Genomic DNA, 20,029 nt, shown 5'->3' with positions numbered 1-20,029 from the left:
AAAAAATGGATTCTGGAAATAAATAAGTAAATTTATGAGATACATAAATATCGTCATCATGGAAAACGAACTAAAATCAGTAAACAGAAGAAATTTCATTAAAACATCTTCTTTATTAACTATCGGAACTCTTGGAACCACTAGCCTATTTGCGGCACCACACCTAAAGCCTCTTGGTAATGTCTCTCAGGAAAATGATATTAATATTGTTGGTCCTAAAGAAGGCTTTACACCTCAATTAGGAACACTAGTTTCTATGATGAACTGGATGCGAATGGTTATTCTTAATCCAGTAAAAGATATGAGTATATCCGATTTGGATTTTTTAATTGACGAAAATGCGAATACTATTGGAGCCATGCTTATGCACTTAGCTGCTACAGAACGCTTTTATCAAATTCATACATTTGAAAATAAAAAATGGGGAGATTGGTCTAAAGAAGATGCCGATAAATGGAATGTAGCTTCTGGTTTGGGTGAAAAAGCAAGAAAAGAAATTAAAGGAAATAACTTCGATTATTATTTAAATCATCTTTCTGAAGTAAGAGAAAACACAATGAAAGAGTTTGCAAATCGCGATGATACATGGTTGATGTCTGTTGATAATGATTTTCCATGGGGTCCCACAAACAACTACTGTAAATGGTTTCATGTATGCGAACATGAATCTAACCATAATGGACAATTCAAATTTATAAAGTCGCGAATAAAATAATACGCTTTAAAGGCACACTCAAATAAATGAAAAAAGCACCTTCAAATAAATGAAAGTGCTTCTCTCGACTAAGACATAATAAAATGATGCTGTTTAGGCAAAATTCAATTTTTTATCTATTTTTTTATACGCTTTATTTACCGTACGCTTCATCAATAATGATACGATTAATGCAATAACGAATAAGCCTGCAAAAACTTCTAAGGTGGCATCTAACGATCCTGTGGCATTTTTAACAACATCGTAAATTGTAGGCCCTACAACACCTGCTAATCCCCAGGCAGCTAATACCATACCGTGAATAGCTCCTAATTGTTTGGTTCCAAATAAATCTCCTAAGAATGCTGGTAAGGTTGCAAATCCACCACCATACATGGTAATAACTGTAAATAAGACAACCAAGAAGGCTAATTCCATAGAAATTTTCGGTAGGAAAAAGAAAGCCAGAATTTGAAAAGCAAAGAATATAATGTATGTATTGGCACGCCCTAAATAATCTGAAAGGCTAGACCACATAATTCTACCTAAGCCATTAAATACACCTATTAAACCTACTATTGCTGCTGCTTCCATAGGCGTATAATTTAATTTTTCCTGCATCATCGGACTTGCTGCCGATATAATAGCAATACCACAAGCAATATTAATAAACATCATAATCCAGATATAATAAAAGCGTGGCGTTTTTAGAGAAGCATTTGCATCAATATTTGCCATATCTGCTTTTATAGTTTTACCTTCTCCTGGCTTAAACCCATCTGGCATATAGCCTTCTGGTGGTCTTTCAATATATCTTGCAGAAGACAATATTAATACCATATATATAATTCCTAAAATGTAAAAGGCATTGGATACGCCTACAGCATCAAAAAGAGATTGCATCACTGGTCCAAAAATTAAGGCTGCAAAACCAAATCCCATAATAGCCATTCCCGTAGCTAAACCACGCCTGTCTGGAAACCACTTTACCAAGGTACTCACTGGTGTAATGTATCCTAAGCCTAAACCAATCCCTCCAATAACGCCATAGCATAAATAAAAGAGGATTAATGATTCAAATTGTACGGCTAATCCGGAACCCAAAATACCTACTCCATAAAACAGCCCTGCTGTTGTACCACTTACTTTAGGTCCTACTTTTTCTACCCATCTTCCTAAAAACGCTGCCGATAGTCCTAATAGTAAAATAGCTATTTTAAAAGCCCATTTTATAACACTTCCATCAACATCAAAAATATCTTTAACCGGATTGGTCATAACCGAATACGCATAAACAGACCCAATCGAAATATGAATCCCTACTGCAGACGCAGCTATCAACCAACGGTTTTTAAGTTTTTGTGTTTGCATAATATTTATATTTGAGTGTTGACTCTAGCAACACTTTTTAATTTACTTTAACTTCTTTGAAATAATTTTTTAAAATCTCGACTGCTGCATCTACCTCTTCTTCTGTATTTTCGCGTGCATCTTTCAGTTTATAATCCCAACCTAAAGCGTCCCATTTATGAATCCCTAGTTTGTGATAGGGTTGCAACTCAATCTTTTCAATAGTTTTATAATCTTTAAAATACGCTCCCATTTGATGTAAAAGCTCAGGCTTATTAGTAATTTCTGGTATCAACACATACCTTAACCACATTTTTTTTCCTGATGCTTCTCTATGCTTGGCAAAATTAAAAGCAGTTTCTTTATTACGCATCCCCGTTATGGCTTCATAACCTTCCTCTGTCATATGCTTAATATCCAACATGACTAAATCTGCGTAACTATCTAATAAATCTTCTGTGAAATGATTCAGTATTCTACCATTCGTATCGATATTCGTATGAATACCTTCTTCCTTTAATCTTTTAAAAAAAGGCACTAATTCTTTAGATTGTAATAAAGGTTCTCCACCAGATACTGTAACGCCTCCTTTTTTGCCAAAATAGGCTTTTTCCTTTACCGCCATCTTAACCAATTCTTCTATATGGTATAAGGTACCTCCAGACGTTTCAATAGTATCTGGATTATGACAATACAGACATTTTAATTTACACCCTTGTAAAAATATAACCATACGAATTCCAGGACCATCATGTGTTCCAAAGGATTCAATAGAGTGTACTCTTAATATGTTTTCTTCTGTTTTGATAAGACCACTTTTTAAATTTAGTATCCGCAAAAGAAGTATGGAACTTCTTTTGCAGATACTTAAAAATATTAATAAAACTACATGGATTCGTGGAAAGAACGTGTAATAACTTCCAGTTGCTGTTCTTTAGTTAATCTTACGAAATTAACAGCATAACCAGACACACGAATTGTTAATTGTGGATATTCTTCCGGATGATCCATAGCATCAATTAACGTCTCTTTGTTCAGCACATTAATATTAATATGTTGTGCATTTTTAGAGAAATAGCCATCTAAAATGGTTGCTAAATTTTCAATTCTATCTTCATCATTAGCTCCTAAAGATTTTGGTACTATTGAGAATGTATTTGAAATACCATCTAGAGAATCTTTATAATCTATTTTAGCAACTGAGTTCAACGATGCGATGGCTCCTTGAGAATCACGACCATGCATTGGGTTAGCACCTGGTGCAAATGGAACGCCTTTAGATCTACCATCTGGTGTTGCTCCTGTTTTCTTTCCATATACCACATTAGATGTGATAGTTAACACTGACATGGTTGGTTCCGCATTTTTGTAAACTGCTAGCTCTTTTAATTCATCATTAAAATCTGCAACAGCTTTAGCAGCCAATACATCCACTCTATCGTCATCATTACCATAGCATGGGAACTCCCCTTCTATTTTAAAATCAACAGTTAGCCCTTCTTCATTTCTAATAGGTTTAACCTTAGCATATTTAATGGCAGACAATGAATCTGCTACAATTGATAAACCTGCTATACCGTAAGCAATATTAATACTTGGGTTTGTATCAATTAATGCCATTTGAGCTTTTTCATAATAATATTTATCGTGCATGTAGTGAATAATATTCATAGAATCATTATAAACACGTGCTACTTCTTTCATAGCTATTTTAAAATTAGCCATAACTTTGTCGAAATCTAAGTACTCACAATCGCATGGCTCAATACCATCTACCATTTGAGTTCCTGTTATTTCACAACGTCCTCCATTAATAGCTAACAATAATGTTTTAGCTAAGTTTGTACGTGCTCCAAAGAACTGAATTGATTTTCCTAACGCTTGGTGAGATACACAACATGCTATTCCGTAATCATCAGATCCTCTACTCGCTCTCATTAGAGCATCATTTTCAAATTGAATTGATGATGTATCAATAGATACTTTGGCACAAAAATCTTTAAAGTTTTGTGGTAGATCTTCAGACCAAAGAATGGTCATATTTGGTTCTGGTGAAGGTCCTAAGTTATATAAGGTGTTCAAGAAACGGAAAGAGGTTTTAGTAACCTTAGTCCTTCCATCTTCAAACATACCACCAATAGCTTCAGTTACCCAAGTTGGATCTCCCGCAAAAATTTCATCATAAGCACTCATTCTTAAATGACGTACCATACGTAGTTTCATAACAAACTGATCTATATATTCCTGAGCTTCTTCCTCAGTAATAAGACCTTCCTGTAAATCATTCTCAATATAGATATCTAAAAATGTAGATACATTACCTAAAGACATAGCCGCACCATCTTGCTCTTTCACGGCAGCTAAGTATGCCATATAGGTCCATTGTACCGCTTCTTTTGCGTTTTCTGCAGGACGCGTTAAGTCTAAATCATATTTAGCTCCCAATTCAATTATTTCTTTCAATGCTTTTATTTGCTCAGAAACTTCTTCTCGCAAACGAATAACAGCATCACTCATTGGTCCTTCTATGTTTGATAAATCTTCTTGTTTAGATTTAATCAAGAAGTCTATTCCGTATAAAGCAACACGACGATAATCACCAATTATCCTACCACGAGCATAGTTGTCTGGTAATCCTGTTAAGAAACCTAATGAACGGTATTTTTTAATTTCGGCATTATAGGCATCAAACACACCATCATTATGCGTTTTAACATATTTAGAAAATAATTCTGTTAAGTTTTCATTAGGTTTTACACCTTGTTCCTCTAATGCTTTTTGAACAACTTTAAAACCTCCAAAAGGTTTCATAGTTCGTTTTAATAATTCGTCTGTTTGCAGTCCTACAATGACTTCATTATCTCTATCAATATATCCTGCATCAAAAGCACTAACTGTAGAAACTGTTTCGGTATCTACCGAACGCACACCATTATTTTGTCGTTCCTCTTTAGTAGCATCTTTACATACATCCCATAATTTTTGAGTTTTTTCACTTGGTCCAACCAAAAATTCTGAAGTTCCGTGATAAGGAGTAATGTTATTAATAACAAAATCCCTTACATTGACTTTCTCAGTCCAAATTCCGTAGTTAAATTGTTTTACTTCCATGGTATTTATTTTTTATTAATATTTTTAGAATAATCATGCTTGTTTTACTATATCAAAGGTATATACTGGACCTAATAATAAAACTGACAATTGTCAGTAAACCCAAGTATTTTTCATTAGGGTTTTCACGAAAACGTTTGAGTTGCAAGAGTCTAATAATAAAATTTTCAAACTTTTCACTTCTAAATATGTTAAATATTCAATAACGACACATTTTTTATGATATTTTGATATTTTTTACCCTAAATTAGATGTGATTTTCATAATAATTCAAAAGAAATTGATTTACTTGAGTTATTTAACGACAAAAAATAACCTACTGAAATTAGAAATTTTAAAATCATCAAGATATTTAGAAAGTGCTATATTAAATTCTATTTTACTAACTCAATTTGAAAATCATTTTTAATTTCATATTTTGCAATACAAGAAACCTTTAAATAGCAAATGGCAGACGTTACAAGAATTTTTGATTTTCCTTACTATCAATTAGAGACTTATAATTTAGATAAAGCACTCACTTCTAAACAGAACGGTGAATGGCTTTCTATCTCAACTCAAGAATACGTTAACCAGGCAAATGCTATTAGTAGAGGTTTATTACGTTTAGGTATCCAACCAAATGATAAAATAGCTGTTATTTCTTCAACAAATAGAACGGAATGGAATGTTTTAGATATTGGAGTACTGCAAACTGGTGCACAGAATGTACCTATTTATCCAACGATAGCTGCAGAAGATTACGAATACATTTTAAACCATTCTGAGGCAATTTATTGTTTCGTTTCTGATGTTGAGGTTTTGGAAAAACTAAATACTATTAAAGGCAATACGAAACTTAAAGGTGTTTACACTTTTAATGATGTTAAAGGTGAAAAAAGCTGGAAAGAAGTCTTAAAATTAGGCGAAGACTCAGGTAATCAAAACGAAGTTGACTTAAGAAAAGATGCTGTTAAACCAAATGATCTAGCTACTTTAATTTATACCTCAGGTACCACTGGCAAACCAAAAGGTGTTATGTTATCTCATAACAATCTAGTATCTAACGTATTGGATAGTATCTCTCGAGTTCCTTTAGAAATGGGTAAATCTAAAGCCTTAAGTTTTTTACCCATATGTCATGTTTTTGAAAGAATCATATTATATCTATATCAATATTGTGGTACAGAAATATATTTTGCTGAAAGTATTGAAACGATAAGTGATAACTTAAAAGATGTTAAACCACATATCATGACAGCTGTCCCTAGGCTTTATGAAAAAATGTATGATAAAATTATCGCAAAAGGTGCTGAATTAAAAGGTATTAAAAAAGCTTTATTTTTCTGGGCTGTTAATTTAGGCTTAAAGTTTGAACCTTATGGTAAAAATGGATGGTGGTATGAATTTCAATTAAAAATAGCGAATAAACTTATTTTTAATAAATGGCGAGATGCTTTAGGAGGAAATATTAACACCTTAGTATCTGGTAGTGCAGCATTACAACAGCGATTAATTAGAGTATTTTCTGCTGCGGGAATGCCTATACTTGAAGGTTATGGATTAACAGAAACATCTCCTGTTGTTTCTGTAAACTGTCCATTTAATGGAGGTATTAAGATTGGAACCGTTGGACGCATTATAGAAAACGTTGAAGTTAAAATAGCAGACGATGGAGAAATTCTAGTTAAAGGTCCCAACGTGATGCTTGGCTATTTTAAAGATCCAGAAAAAACGAATGAAGTCATGACTGGAAATTATTTCCATACAGGTGATATTGGAGAAGTTGATAACGACAATTTCTTAAAAATTACCGATCGTAAAAAAGAAATGTTCAAAACATCTGGAGGAAAATATGTAGCACCTACGTTATTAGAAAATGAATTTAAACAATCAAGATTTATTGAACAGATTATGATTATTGGTGAAGGCGAAAAAATGCCTGCTGCATTAATTCAACTTAATTTTGAATTTGTTGAAGAATGGGCAAGGAGACACAATATTACTTTTCAATCTAAAAATGACATTATCACTAACCCCCAATTATTAGCCCGTATTCAAGAAGAAATTGATAGTGCTAATGAAAATTTTGGTAAGTGGGAACAAATAAAAAAATTCGAAATAACCCCAGATGTTTGGTCAATTGATGCTGGCCATTTAACACCTACCTTAAAAATGAAAAGAAAAGTGATTAAAGCTAAGTATGTCGATTTAATAGAAAAAATCTACAGACCATAGCTTAAAAATCACAAAACACATTTTTAATAACTCTCTCAACAAGTTTGTGTTAATTTTTACACAATTTATTATGCGTGCATAATAAATTTTTCATATATTTGGTCAACAACTAAATAATATGAAAGACAAAACTATTGACTATATATTAAGAACGACGTGGCTTGCGGTGCAAAAAATGTACAATGAAGAGGCTGCTAAATTTGAAAGTACAATGGCAACAGGCTTTACTTTATTAAGTATAGATCGAGAAGAAGGGACACCTTCTACAGCTTTAGGACCAAAAATGGGAATGGAAGCTACCAGTCTATCAAGAATATTAAAGACTATGGAATCTAAAGGACTTATTGAACGCAAACCTAATCCCAAAGATGGTCGAGGTGTTATCATTTCTCTCACAGATTTTGGTCTTGAAAAAAGAGCTTATTCAAGAGAAAAGGTTTTAACATTTAATGAAGCTATAAAAAGTAAGGTTTCAGAAGAAAAATTAAACAGTTTTTATGAAGTCGCTGAAGTTATTAATGATATGGTTTCAAATAAAAAAATATATAATCAAAACGATTAGTAGTATAAAATGAGTAAACGTAGAATAAAAAAAGTAGCCATTATAGGTTCTGGTATTATGGGAAGTGGTATTGCATGTCATTTCGCTAATATTGGCGTAGATGTTTTATTACTAGACATCGTACCAAGAGAATTGAATGACAAAGAGAAATCTAAAGGTTATACTCTTGAAGACAAAGTAGTAAGAAATAGATTGGTTAATGATGCCCTAACTGCCTCATTAAAATCGAAGCCTTCACCAATATACCATTCCAAATTTGCAAATCGTATTACAACTGGTAATCTGGAAGACGATATTGCAAAAGTGGCCGATGTTGATTGGATTATGGAAGTAGTCGTTGAACGATTAGACATAAAGCAACAAGTTTTTGAGTCACTTGAAAAACATAGAACCCCAGGTACTTTAATTACCAGTAATACATCTGGCATTCCTATTAAGTTTATGAGTAAAGGCCGTAGTGAAGACTTTCAGAAACATTTCTGCGGAACACACTTTTTTAACCCTGCCCGTTACTTAAAATTATTCGAAATAATTCCTGGTCCTAAAACGGATACTTCAGTTTTAGAATTCCTTAATAGTTATGGGGAGCAATTCCTTGGAAAAACTTCTGTGGTTGCCAAAGATACTCCTGCTTTTATAGGAAATCGTATCGGTATCTTTAGTATCATGAGTTTATTCCATGCTGTTAAAGACATAGGGTTAACCATTGAAGAAGTTGATAAATTATCAGGTCCTGTTATAGGCAGACCAAAATCTGCAACATTTAGAACTGTTGATGTTGTTGGCTTAGATACTTTAGTACACGTAGCAAATGGCATTGCAGAAAACTGCAAAGAAGATGAACGCTTAGAGCTTTTTAAATTACCAGATTTCATCAACAATATGATGGAAAATAAATGGTTAGGAAGTAAAACAAAACAAGGCTTTTATAAAAAAACCGTATCGGCTGAAGGTAAAAAAGAAATCCTATCATTGGATTTAAACACTTTAGAATATCGTTCTGCCATAAAAGCCAAATTTGCCACTTTAGAACTAACTAAAACCATTGATAAAGTTGTAGACCGGTTTAAAGTCCTGGTTTCTGGTAAGGATAAAGCTGGCGAATTTTACAGAAGAAGTTTTGCTGCCTTATTTGCATACGTTTCAAATCGTATTCCAGAGATAACAGACGAATTATATAAGATTGATGACGCCATGAAAGCTGGTTTTGGCTGGGAACATGGTCCCTTTCAAATTTGGGATGCTATTGGTGTAGAAAAAGGTATAGAAATAATGGAAGCTGAAGGTTTAGCTCCTGCTTCTTGGGTAAACGATATGCTTGCATCTGGCAGTAAATCATTTTATTCTATTAAAGAAGGTGCTAGTTATGCTTACGACATACCGAAGAAAACACAAGAAAAAATCCCAGGTCAGGACGCATTTATCATTTTAGACAATATTAGAAAATCTAATGAAGTCTTTAAAAACTCAGGTGTTGTTATCGAAGATTTAGGAGATGGCATATTAAACTGTGAATTCCAATCTAAAATGAACACCATAGGTGGTGACGTTTTAGCTGGACTGAATAAAGCTATTGATTTAGCAGAAAAAGATTATCAGGGGTTAATTATTGGCAATCAAAGTGCCAACTTCTCAGTTGGTGCCAATATTGGTATGATATTTATGATGGCAGTTGAGCAAGAATATGATGAACTTAATGCCGCTATTAAGTATTTTCAAGATACGATGATGCGCATGCGCTACTCATCTATTCCAACTATTTCAGTGCCACATGGTATGTCTTTAGGAGGTGCTTGTGAATTATCTATGCATGCCGATAAAGTAGTAGCTGCTGCAGAAACTTATATTGGACTGGTAGAGTTTGGTGTTGGTGTTATTCCTGGAGGAGCTGGTTCTAAAGAAATGGCTCTAAGGGCTTCTGATACGTTTAGAAAAGGAGATGTGGAATTAAATACGCTGCAAGAATACTTCCTAACTATTGGTATGGCCAAAGTTGCAACATCTGCTTATGAAGCTTTCGATATGGGTGTACTTCAAAAAGGAAAAGATATAGTCGTTATCAATAAGGACAGACAAATAGCAACAGCAAAAGCGCATGCTAAATTAATGGCAGAAGCTGGTTACACACAACCGGTAAAACGAAAAGATGTGAAAGTACTTGGAAAACAAGCATTAGGTATGTTTTTAGTGGGAACAGATTCTATGGAAGCTGCAAACTATATAAGTGAGCATGACCATAAAATAGCAAACAAGTTAGCTTACGTCATGGCTGGAGGTGATTTATCCGAACCAACTCTAGTTAGTGAACAATACTTGTTAGATCTTGAACGTGAAGCTTTCCTAAGCTTATGTACAGAGCGTAAAACGTTAGAACGTATACAGCATATGTTAACGACTGGGAAACCGTTGAGAAATTAGAATCCCCACCCAACCTCCCCAAAAGGGAGGTGCTTTAAAAGATAAATATAATGTATAACTAAAAAACAAACCCGTAACAGTCCCCTCTCCTTTGGAGAGGGCTAGGGAGAGGAATGAAACAAGCATATATAGTAAAAGCATACAGAACAGCAGTCGGAAAAGCTCCAAAAGGTGTCTTTCGTTTTAAAAGAACCGATGAATTGGCTGCAGAAACCATTCAATATATGATGAAGGAATTGCCACAATTAGACAAAACCCGCATAGATGATGTTATTGTTGGTAATGCCATGCCAGAAGGAGCTCAGGGATTAAATATGGCACGTCTTATCTCTTTAATGGGATTAAATAGTGTGGATGTTCCTGGAGTTACGGTAAATCGTTTTTGCTCGTCAGGTATCGAAACTATTGGTATTGCTACAGCAAAAATACAATCCGGAATGGCTGATTGTATTATAGCAGGAGGTGCAGAAAGTATGAGCGCAGTCCCAATGACGGGGTTTAAACCTGAATTAAATTATGACATTGTAAAAGCTGGCCATGAAGATTATTATTGGGGTATGGGAAATACAGCCGAAGCTGTTGCCAACCAATTTAAAGTATCTCGTGAAGATCAAGATGCATTTGCATACAATTCACATATGAAAGCTTTAAAAGCACAAGCTGAAAACCGTTTTCAAGATCAAATTGTGCCTATTGAAGTAGAACAAACTTATATTGATTCTAATGGAAAGAAAGCTACCAAATCCTATACTGTAACAAAAGATGAGGGACCACGTGCCGGGACTAGCAAAGAAGCTTTAGCAAAATTACGAGCTGTATTTGCTGCTGGTGGCAGTGTAACTGCGGGAAATTCATCTCAAATGAGTGATGGAGCTGCCTTTGTTATGGTGATGAGTGAAGATATGGTAAAAGAATTAAATCTAGAACCTATTGCACGTTTAGTCAACTATGCAGCAGCAGGTGTAGAACCTCGTATCATGGGAATTGGTCCTGTAAAAGCCATTCCAAAAGCATTAAAGCAAGCTGGTCTACAACAATCTGATTTAGAACTCATCGAATTAAATGAAGCATTCGCTTCACAATCTTTAGCAGTAATTAGAGAATTAAACCTCAACCCAGATATTATAAATGTAAATGGAGGTGCCATTGCACTAGGCCATCCTTTAGGTTGTACTGGAGCAAAACTTTCAGTTCAACTATTTGATGAAATGCGTAAACGTAACATGAAAGGAAAATATGGAGCCGTTACAATGTGTGTCGGAACTGGTCAAGGAGCTTGTGGCATATTTGAATTTCTTAATTAATAATAAAACTATAGAGAGAAGAGAATTATAGATAAAAGAAAATAGATTTTAAAATGTGTGCTAAACAAAGACATAATTATAAAAATTTAAAAATTTGGAAACTCGGTTTAGAGATTACAAATAATGTATCTGATATCTTGTTAGATTTTCCAAAACATGAAAGATTCGATTTAAGTTCTCAAATAAGCAGATGCTCTGTTTCAATACCTAGCAACATTGCTGAAGGTTCAGCCAGAACAGACAAATCTTTTAGTCATTTTTTAGATATCTCTTTAGGCTCATCTTTTGAATTAGGAACACAATTATTAGTAGCACATCATAGAAAATATATAAACAAAATAATATTAAATACACTAGAAGGAAAAATAGAAGAATTCCAAAGAATGACAATGGGATTTCAAAACAGCCTAAATTAAAGGTCTTTTTTCTTTCTTCTATAATCTAAAAATCTATTATAAACCTCAAATAAAATGGAAACATCAGAAAAAGATATACTACGTGGCGGACAGTTCTTAGTAAAAGACACTAATTGTGAAGACATTTTTACTCCAGAAGATTTCAATGAAGATCAATTGATGATGAAAGAAGCTGTGACTGAATTTGTTGATAGAGAAATTTGGGCAAATAAAGCACAATTCGAGAAAAAAGATTATGCCCTAACAGAATCATGCATGCAAAAAGCTGGTGAACTTGGTTTTTTGAGTGTTTCTGTTCCAGAAGAATATGGGGGCATGGGTATGGGATTTGTAGATACGATGCTTGTTTGTGATTATATTTCTGGAGCTACTGGTTCTTTTAGTACAGCTTTTGGTGCGCATACTGGAATTGGAACCATGCCTATTACTTTATACGGAACCGAAGAACAAAAGAAAAAATATGTACCAAAATTGGCTTCTGGTGAATGGTTTGGCTCGTATTGCCTAACCGAACCAAGTGCTGGTAGTGATGCTAACTCAGGTAAAACAAAAGCAATACTCTCTGCCGATGGTAAAAGTTATCGTATTACTGGGCAAAAAATGTGGATTTCAAATGCGGGCTTTTGTAGTTTAATGATTGTTTTTGCGCGCATAGAAGATGATAAAAATATTACTGGATTTATCATAGAATACGATCCTGAAAACCCAAATGGTATTACCATGGGTGAAGAAGAGCATAAACTAGGTATTCGTGCCTCTTCTACACGCCAGGTATTCTTTAATGAAACCGTAGTTCCTATTGAAAATATGTTATCAACAAGAGGCAATGGGTTCAAAATAGCTATGAACGCTCTTAATGTGGGACGAATAAAACTCGCTGCTGCATGTTTAGATGCACAACGTCGTGTTATAACGGAATCTGTGAAATATGCCAACGAGCGTATTCAATTTAAAACACCTATCTCTAGTTTTGGTGCCATTCGCCAAAAAATAGCAGAAATGGCAACTAATTGCTGGGTAGGAGAAGCAGCCAGTTATAGAGCTGCAAAAAATATTGAAGATCGCATAGAACTCAGGAAACATAACGGAAAAGACACCCATCAGGAAGCCGAATTAAAAGGCGTTGAAGAATATGCGATTGAATGTTCTATCTTAAAAGTAGCTGTTTCAGAATACACCCAAAGATGTACAGATGAAGGGATTCAAATATTTGGAGGTATGGGGTTCTCTGAAGAAACACCCATTGAATCTGCATGGAGAGATGCTCGTATAGCAAGAATTTATGAAGGGACTAACGAAATAAACAGAATGCTTTCAATAGGTATGCTTATCAAAAAAGCCATGAAAGGTCATGTTGATGTATTAACTCCAGCTATGGCAGTTAAAGATGAATTGGTTGGTATTCCTTCATTTGATGTACCTGATTATTCCGAATTATTTTCTGAAGAAAAAAATATCATAAAGAACCTTAAAAAACTATTCTTGATGGTAGCTGGAGCTGCTTTACAGAAATATGGTGAGAAAATTGAAGAACAGCAACAACTCATGTTGGCATCGTCAGATATATTAATCCAGATTTATTTAGCTGAAAGTGCTATTCTTCGTGCTGAAAAAATGGTTAAAAAAGAAGGAAAAGATAATACAAAAGAGCAAATAGCCATGGCAAAATTAAACTTGTTCCATGCTATTGATGTTATTGAAACTGCTGGTAAACATTCTATTATTTCATTCTCTACAGGCGATGAACAACGTATGATGCTTATGGGCTTAAAACGCTATATTAAATATGTTAATATGCCAAACATCATTGAATTAAGACATATCATTGCTGAAAAAGTGATTAAAGAAAATAAATACTGCTTTTAGTATAAACAATATAATTTGTGACTAACTCAATTCTAAAACGCTCCGGAAATTTATTTCTGAGGCGTTTTTCTTTTTTTTGTATAATTTAGTGTTTGTTAAAATTCCAAAAAATGTCCCTTTTTTAATCATTACAAACGTCTTAATGATATAAACTCATTTAAAAATTAAAAAATTATGAAAAGATCTATTGTAGTAATGCTAGTTATGATGATCTCTCTTTTTAGTTTGCCTTGTAAGGCTCAAGTTGAGAAAACATTAGAACCAAAATTAGAAAACATTTCTTGGATTGCTGGTAATTGGAAAGGAGAAGCATTTGGAGGTCGAACAGAAGAAAATTGGAGTGAACCCTCTGGAGGCTCCATGATGGCTAGTTTTAAACTAATAAATGATGAAAAAGTGTCTTTTTATGAAATTGAAATAATTCGCGAAGTAGAAAACACACTCATACTTCAATTAAAACACTTTGATAACGATTTAAAAGGCTGGGAAACAAAAGATGAAACAGTAGATTTTCCTCTTAAAGAAATAACCGTTAATAAGGTAACATTTGAAGGTATGTCTTTTGAAAAAGTAAATGAAAACGAAATGAACGTATATGTTGATATAGAACAAAAAAATGGTTCTATAGAAACGGTTAAGTTTAATTACACTAAATGAACTCATAATTTAGTTTTCTAAAGAAAGGGTTGTTGTATTTCCTAATAAGTCTTAAGAGATTAAATTATAAATATTAACAAATAATTAAGAACCTTTTTATTTAGTTTTGAAGAATGATTGAAAAAATGGCTCATCGCTTATATGTATTATGTGTTCTCTTAGTAATTTCATGTGTTTCCTTAAACGCTCAGGCATTACTTTCAGAGAAAAATAATTTCACCAGACAAGACACTTTAAGAGGTTCTATAACCCCTGAACGTTCTTGGTGGGATTTAAACTATTATCATTTAGATATTAAAGTAGATCCTGATAAAAAATTCATTTCTGGAAAGAATACGATTCAATATACTGTTTTAGAAGACTTTTCTATTATGCAAGTTGATTTACAAACACCCTTAAATCTTACTAAAGCAACACAGAACGGTAAAGATTTAAAAATAAAGCATGATGGTAATGCGCATTTTATTAGTCTAATTGAAAAGCAAAAAATAGGAGACGTAAACACTATTGAAGTTCATTATGAAGGCAATCCAAGGGAAGCAATTAAAGCACCTTGGGATGGTGGTATTTCATGGAAAAAAGACCAAAACGGAAACCATTTTATTGCATCGTCTTGCCAGGGGTTAGGTGCTAGTGTGTGGTGGCCTTGTAAGGATCATATGTACGATGAAGTAGACAGCATGCTTATTAGTGTGAATGTTCCTAAAAACTTAATGAATGTTTCCAATGGTAGATTAAGGCGTGTAGAACAATATACCGATTCAAAAACATATAGTTGGTTTGTTAAAAGCCCTATAAATAATTACGGAATTAATATAAATATTGGCGATTATGCTAATTTCTCTGAAGTTTATAATGGCCAAGGAGGTCATTTAGACTTAAACTATTATGTATTAAAAGATAATTTAGAAAAAGCTAAAGAACACTTTAAAGATGTTCCCAAAATGATGAAGGCTTTTGAACATTGGTTTGGTCAATACCCGTTTTACGCAGATAGTTTTAAACTGGTTGAAGTGCCTTATTTAGGTATGGAACATCAAAGCTCTGTGACTTATGGAAATGAATATAAAAACGGTTATTTAGGTAGTGATTTATCAGGGACAGGATGGGGGTTAAAATTTGATTTTGTTATTGTACATGAATCTGGACATGAATGGTTTGCTAATAACATTACCAACAAAGATATTGCTGACATGTGGATACATGAGAGCTTTACAACGTATTCGGAAAATCTGTTTTTAGATTACTATTATGGTAAAGAAGCTGCAGCTGAATATGTGATCGGTACACGTAAAAATATTTTAAATGACAAACCTCTAATTGGTCATTACAATGTTAATAAAGAAGGTTCTAGTGATATGTATTTTAAAGGTGCAAACATGTTACATACGCTTAGACAACTTATCGAAGATGATGAAAAATGGCGACAAATTTTACGCGGATTAAATAAAGACTTTTTTCACCAGACGGTCACTACGCAACAAATTGAAAACTATTTAAGTGAAAAAACTGAAATTGATCTAACAGAATTTTTTAATCAGTACCTAAGAACCACAAAAATTCCAACACTTGAGTATACTATTGATAAAAACAAATTAAAATATCGTTGGACAAATATTGTTGATAAATTTGATATGCCTGTTCAGGTGAAAATTAATGGAAGTGACCAATGGTTATTTCCAAAACCTGATTGGAAAACGATGTCATCCGATTTAAGAATCATTTCTTTTGAAGTAGATAAAGATTTTTATGTTGAAGTAAAAAAATTATAAAAGTGGAAACTATCGAGCTATATTTTAAAACAGATACAGAATGGCGAGATTGGTTACACAAAAATCATGATACTTCTAAAGTTATTTATCTTATTTTTTATAAAGTAGAAAGTAAAGAGCCTTCCATGCGATGGGAAGAAGCTGTAAAAGTTGCTCTCTGCTACGGTTGGATCGATTCTACAGTAAAAAGCTTGGGTAATGGAAAAAGAAGACAACGCTTCACTCCAAGAAATCCAAAAAGTGTATGGAGTGCTCTAAATAAAAGATATGTAAAAGAGCTAACTGCTAATAATTTAATGCACAAAAGTGGGTATAAAATTATTGAAATTGGAAAGAAAAATGGTTCATGGACAGCTTTAGACAGTGTTGAAAAAGGTATCATACCAGAAGCCCTTCAATTAGCATTTGATAAAAACCCCACAGCCTTTAATAACTATAATAACTTTGCACCTTCTTACAGAAAAAATTACTTGTATTGGTTAAATCAAGCCAAAAGGGAAGACACTAAGCAAAAACGTATTGTTGAAATTATCAGACTATGTGAAGCTAATATAAAAGATAGAGGGACTTGGTAAAACTTATAGTTTTATAATCTTAAAATTCTCCTTCTCTATATTCAAAAAATAAAGACCATTACTTAAGTGGCTAATATCTAATTCTATTTCAGAAGTATTTACTGTTTTACTTAACACCTTATTACCGTTTATTGAAAATAAATTAATTGTTCTATGTTCGCTAACTCTAAAACTTATAAACAAGTAATATTGAACTGAATTAATACCTGTATCAAAAGAGACATCTTCCAATTCAGTAACACTTAAAGACGTTTTTTTTATTGGATTATAAGTATTACTGTTATCTACAAAATTTTTAGCATTTGAAGTCATACCTATAGTCGAATAAGCACCTGTAAATGTTGAATCTCTGTTTAAAAAGGTTACTTCTGAAATTTGAGCGCTGGAAAAACTCACAAGTAATAGAAACAAACAAACGGTAGTAGGATAACGTTTTTTCATGGTGGAGCTATTTTCGTTATCTTATATACGTTATTGATCTACTAATCAGATCTTAATTCATAATAAATAAAGATCCTTAAATAGATTCCTTAAAAGTAAATACTACTACTTAAATGAGACAGTATCCAAAATTTTGGGTAAACAGAATTTTGGATACTGCCTTTTTTTATTAAGAACTCATTTAGAATTTTGGATTTAAGCGAAAATTAGAAGTTTTTGCCTATGTTGAAGACTTTTTTGAGTTGCATAGCAGAGCTACGGAAGAAAAAAAAGACAAAAACAGAGCTGAAAACAGCCATTTTGTAGCAAATTGAAAAAGTCTAAATGAGTTCTTAATATATAGGTTATGAATCTACAAACCAGATTTTTATTTGGTATAAAACCTAGTTTCTAAATACCACTAATAAAACTACCATAAGGATCTTTAAATTGGATTCCTTCGGTGTACCTTTTTTTACTTAATTGCTTAAATTCTGCAAGTGCCCAGAGTACAAACTCCTTTACGAAATAACTATCTGGTTTCGATAAATTAGGTTGATACTCCCCTAACAAATCATCTAAAGGCGTAATAGAATCCAACAAACTTCTATATTCTTTATCACGTAAATCATCTAACAATTCAAAACCATCTTTCTGATTAAAAAACCAAGATATAATATCATCATAAGGGCTTTCGTCATCTTGTCTTTTTAGTTTTTCAATCTTTGGAAAAAATTCATCGAATAAACTCTTAACAGCTTCTCCTATCAAATTATAAGCAACTGTTGCTGCTCCTTCCTGCTCACCTTCATAAACCAATTCTACTTTTCCTGTAATAGATGGAATAATACCAACAAAATCACTCAAACGCAACATGGTAATCTTATCTCCCGATATTAAAGCTCTACGTTCGGCAGTACTTAACAAATTTTCCAAAGCAGTAATACTTAATCGGGCGCTAACACCACTTTTTGCATCAATAAAATCATTTTCCCGAGCTTCAAAAACAATTTGTTCTAATAAATCTCTGGCTAAATCTGGCACTAAAACAGTATGTTTTTGACCTTCTACCAACTTAGCTTCTTGTTCCGTTATTAATCTGGCTGTTTCAATATTTACAGGATAATGCGTCAAAATTTGGGAACCTATTCTATCTTTTAGAGGTGTTACTATACTTCCTCTATTTGTATAATCTTCTGGATTGGCCGTGAATACAAATTGCATATCAAGAGGTAAGCGCAATTTAAAGCCTCTAATTTGAATATCTCCTTCTTGTAAAATATTAAATAAGGCTACCTGGATTCTTGCTTGCAAATCAGGTAATTCATTAATCACAAATATGCAACGATTGGCTCTGGGAATCATCCCATAATGAATCACTCTATCATCTGCATAACTTAATTTCAAATTAGCAGCTTTAATAGGGTCTACATCACCAATAATATCTGCAACAGTAACATCTGGCGTTGCCAATTTTTCTGCAAAACGTTCACTTCTATGCAACCAGGAAATTGGTGTGCCGTCTCCTTTTTCTTTTATCAATTCTATTGCAAATCTTGAAATAGGTTGCAACGGATCGTCGTTAATTTCAGAGCCTGTAACATAAGGTATATATTCGTCTAATAGATTCAACATTAAACGAGCCAAACGCGTTTTTGCCTGTCCTCTTAAGCCTAAAAGATTGATATTATGACGTGATAAAATAGCACGTTCTAGCTCAGGAATTACGGTATTTTCATAACCATGAACGCCTTCAAAAGTTGTTTCTTTATTTTTTATTTTCTGAATTAGATTATCTCTCAATTCATCTTTAATAGATTTTGATTGATATTCAGCCTTTTTTAAATCTCCTAGTGTTTTTATGTTTTTTATTTCCATATATATTTTTTTAGAAATGAGATCTTAGATTATAGAAAATAGACTTAAATTACTATATCCACTTTCTATGTTCTATATTCTAACTTCCTTTATATTATTTTGCCTAATTTCTATTCCAATTCTTATTATTTAATACTAAAACTTATATGTGCATTTTTAGCATCCTGTTTATTAACCTTCCGAATTTTCTTTGAAAAATCCTTCTCTCTTTTTGAAAAGTAGGAACAAGTTCAATTTATGTTTTTAACGACCTCTAATATACTTTTCTTATTAACTCTATAGTTTAATTATAATACTCTCCTCTTTAATTAAAGAGGAGATGAATTTCGATTTTTTTAAATCGGAAGAAAGAGGAGTTTTATTTAAAATTAGCTTTTATCTCCATAAAAACAGATGCTAAATTTTCAAACACCATTTTATTTTCAAACCTAATTACATTATACCCTAGTTCTTCCAAAGTTTTTGTTCTTTTTCTATCTTTTTCTTGAGCGATTTCATTATTATGAATTTCGCCGTCTAGTTCTATTATTAATCTTTCTTTTGCACAATAAAAATCAACTATATAATTTTTTATGCTATGCTGTCTATTAAACCTTCTCCCCTCAAATTGTCTTGCTTTTAAATGTTTCCATAAAAAGGCTTCTGCTGGAGTTAAAGACTGCCTTAATTCTGCACGCTTTTCCTTTAGATATTTTAATGAATGAATTTTGTTTTCCAATATAATATTTTTTAACCCTCCGAATTTTCATTCTGAAAATCCACCTCCCTTAAAAAATAAGGGAGGAACAA

Annotated in this window: 16 protein-coding genes; 10 read left to right on the top strand and 6 right to left on the bottom strand. The window is 32.9% G+C overall.

The window, feature by feature from the left end; all coding sequences use genetic code 11:
• Positions 1-58: 58 nt before the first annotated feature.
• Entirely contained in the window at positions 59-715 is a 657-nt protein-coding gene (locus Q4Q39_RS02860) for a DinB family protein (protein WP_303280855.1), read from the top strand.
• Positions 716-808: 93 nt separating this feature from the next.
• Here the strand turns inward: Q4Q39_RS02860 and Q4Q39_RS02855 are convergent, their stop codons facing one another.
• Genes Q4Q39_RS02855 through pflB form a run of 3 tightly spaced genes read right to left on the bottom strand, consistent with a single transcriptional unit; the run spans position 809 to position 5,155 of the window.
• Positions 809-2,065, bottom strand: coding sequence for an L-lactate MFS transporter (locus Q4Q39_RS02855; protein WP_303280854.1), 1,257 nt, complete (start codon positions 2,063-2,065; stop codon positions 809-811).
• 37 nt (positions 2,066-2,102) lie between these two features.
• Positions 2,103-2,882 carry a pyruvate formate-lyase-activating protein gene (pflA, locus tag Q4Q39_RS02850; RefSeq protein WP_303280853.1) on the bottom strand — a complete coding sequence of 260 codons (780 nt, stop codon included), beginning with the start codon at positions 2,880-2,882 and terminating at the stop codon, positions 2,103-2,105.
• A gap of 47 nt (positions 2,883-2,929) precedes the next feature.
• Positions 2,930-5,155, bottom strand: a complete 2,226-nt coding sequence (gene pflB, locus Q4Q39_RS02845) for a formate C-acetyltransferase (RefSeq protein WP_303280852.1) — start codon at positions 5,153-5,155, stop codon at positions 2,930-2,932.
• Between the two features lie 447 nt (positions 5,156-5,602).
• Between pflB and Q4Q39_RS02840 the strand changes: the two genes are divergently transcribed.
• The 9 genes from Q4Q39_RS02840 (at position 5,603) to Q4Q39_RS02800 (ending at position 16,942) form a co-directional block, all read left to right on the top strand.
• Complete coding sequence (locus Q4Q39_RS02840) at positions 5,603-7,372, top strand: AMP-dependent synthetase/ligase (RefSeq protein WP_303280851.1); 1,770 nt, start codon at positions 5,603-5,605, stop codon at positions 7,370-7,372.
• Between the two features lie 118 nt (positions 7,373-7,490).
• Positions 7,491-7,934, top strand: a complete 444-nt coding sequence (locus Q4Q39_RS02835; protein ID WP_303280850.1) for a MarR family winged helix-turn-helix transcriptional regulator — start codon at positions 7,491-7,493, stop codon at positions 7,932-7,934.
• Positions 7,935-7,943: 9 nt separating this feature from the next.
• Positions 7,944-10,352, top strand: a complete 2,409-nt coding sequence (locus Q4Q39_RS02830; protein WP_303280849.1) for a 3-hydroxyacyl-CoA dehydrogenase/enoyl-CoA hydratase family protein — start codon at positions 7,944-7,946, stop codon at positions 10,350-10,352.
• A gap of 113 nt (positions 10,353-10,465) precedes the next feature.
• Positions 10,466-11,656, top strand: coding sequence for an acetyl-CoA C-acyltransferase (locus Q4Q39_RS02825; protein WP_303280848.1), 1,191 nt, complete (start codon positions 10,466-10,468; stop codon positions 11,654-11,656).
• Positions 11,657-11,709: 53 nt separating this feature from the next.
• Positions 11,710-12,072 carry a four helix bundle protein gene (locus Q4Q39_RS02820; RefSeq protein ID WP_135876959.1) on the top strand — a complete coding sequence of 121 codons (363 nt, stop codon included), beginning with the start codon at positions 11,710-11,712 and terminating at the stop codon, positions 12,070-12,072.
• A gap of 54 nt (positions 12,073-12,126) precedes the next feature.
• Positions 12,127-13,938 (top strand): acyl-CoA dehydrogenase FadE, encoded by a 1,812-nt coding sequence (locus tag Q4Q39_RS02815; protein ID WP_303280847.1) that lies wholly within the window; start codon positions 12,127-12,129, stop codon positions 13,936-13,938.
• Positions 13,939-14,112: 174 nt separating this feature from the next.
• A complete protein-coding gene (locus Q4Q39_RS02810; RefSeq protein ID WP_303280846.1) occupies positions 14,113-14,595 on the top strand; it encodes a DUF6265 family protein in 483 nt (160 codons plus the stop codon).
• A 125-nt stretch (positions 14,596-14,720) separates the two neighbouring features.
• A complete protein-coding gene (locus Q4Q39_RS02805) occupies positions 14,721-16,367 on the top strand; it encodes a M1 family metallopeptidase (RefSeq protein ID WP_303280845.1) in 1,647 nt (548 codons plus the stop codon).
• A gap of 2 nt (positions 16,368-16,369) precedes the next feature.
• Positions 16,370-16,942 carry a YdeI/OmpD-associated family protein gene (locus Q4Q39_RS02800; protein ID WP_303280844.1) on the top strand — a complete coding sequence of 191 codons (573 nt, stop codon included), beginning with the start codon at positions 16,370-16,372 and terminating at the stop codon, positions 16,940-16,942.
• Between the two features lie 3 nt (positions 16,943-16,945).
• On the opposite strand, the gene Q4Q39_RS02795 is transcribed toward Q4Q39_RS02800, so the two are convergent.
• The 3 genes from Q4Q39_RS02795 to Q4Q39_RS02785 all read right to left on the bottom strand — a co-directional run bounded on the left by Q4Q39_RS02795 (position 16,946) and on the right by Q4Q39_RS02785 (position 19,961).
• Positions 16,946-17,383, bottom strand: a complete 438-nt coding sequence (locus Q4Q39_RS02795; protein WP_303280843.1) for a T9SS type A sorting domain-containing protein — start codon at positions 17,381-17,383, stop codon at positions 16,946-16,948.
• 390 nt (positions 17,384-17,773) lie between these two features.
• Positions 17,774-19,240 (bottom strand): magnesium chelatase, encoded by a 1,467-nt coding sequence (locus Q4Q39_RS02790; RefSeq protein ID WP_303280842.1) that lies wholly within the window; start codon positions 19,238-19,240, stop codon positions 17,774-17,776.
• A 358-nt stretch (positions 19,241-19,598) separates the two neighbouring features.
• Positions 19,599-19,961: an endonuclease domain-containing protein gene (locus Q4Q39_RS02785; RefSeq protein WP_425555742.1), complete on the bottom strand. Its 363-nt coding sequence runs from the start codon at positions 19,959-19,961 to the stop codon at positions 19,599-19,601.
• Positions 19,962-20,029: the final 68 nt, after the last annotated feature.

Origin of the sequence: Flavivirga amylovorans (assembly GCF_030540875.1) — a bacterium.
In the GTDB taxonomy this organism is placed as follows: Bacteria; Bacteroidota; Bacteroidia; order Flavobacteriales; family Flavobacteriaceae; genus Flavivirga; species Flavivirga amylovorans.
The sequence above is the reverse complement of the archived record's forward strand: the minus strand, read 5'-3'. Positions and strand labels throughout refer to the sequence as shown.

Excerpts from the sequence above, each read along its gene's own strand:
- Q4Q39_RS02860 (WP_303280855.1), top strand. The coding sequence starts at position 59 with ATGGAAAACGAACTAAAATCAGTAAACAGAAGAAATTTCATTAAAACA.
- Q4Q39_RS02855 (WP_303280854.1), bottom strand. The coding sequence starts at position 2,065 with ATGCAAACACAAAAACTTAAAAACCGTTGGTTGATAGCTGCGTCTGCA.
- pflB (WP_303280852.1), bottom strand. The coding sequence starts at position 5,155 with ATGGAAGTAAAACAATTTAACTACGGAATTTGGACTGAGAAAGTCAAT.
- Q4Q39_RS02840 (WP_303280851.1), top strand. The coding sequence starts at position 5,603 with ATGGCAGACGTTACAAGAATTTTTGATTTTCCTTACTATCAATTAGAG.
- Q4Q39_RS02835 (WP_303280850.1), top strand. The coding sequence starts at position 7,491 with ATGAAAGACAAAACTATTGACTATATATTAAGAACGACGTGGCTTGCG.
- Q4Q39_RS02830 (WP_303280849.1), top strand. The coding sequence starts at position 7,944 with ATGAGTAAACGTAGAATAAAAAAAGTAGCCATTATAGGTTCTGGTATT.
- Q4Q39_RS02825 (WP_303280848.1), top strand. The coding sequence starts at position 10,466 with ATGAAACAAGCATATATAGTAAAAGCATACAGAACAGCAGTCGGAAAA.
- Q4Q39_RS02820 (WP_135876959.1), top strand. The coding sequence starts at position 11,710 with ATGTGTGCTAAACAAAGACATAATTATAAAAATTTAAAAATTTGGAAA.
- Q4Q39_RS02815 (WP_303280847.1), top strand. The coding sequence starts at position 12,127 with ATGGAAACATCAGAAAAAGATATACTACGTGGCGGACAGTTCTTAGTA.
- Q4Q39_RS02810 (WP_303280846.1), top strand. The coding sequence starts at position 14,113 with ATGAAAAGATCTATTGTAGTAATGCTAGTTATGATGATCTCTCTTTTT.
- Q4Q39_RS02805 (WP_303280845.1), top strand. The coding sequence starts at position 14,721 with ATGGCTCATCGCTTATATGTATTATGTGTTCTCTTAGTAATTTCATGT.
- Q4Q39_RS02795 (WP_303280843.1), bottom strand. The coding sequence starts at position 17,383 with ATGAAAAAACGTTATCCTACTACCGTTTGTTTGTTTCTATTACTTGTG.
- Q4Q39_RS02790 (WP_303280842.1), bottom strand. The coding sequence starts at position 19,240 with ATGGAAATAAAAAACATAAAAACACTAGGAGATTTAAAAAAGGCTGAA.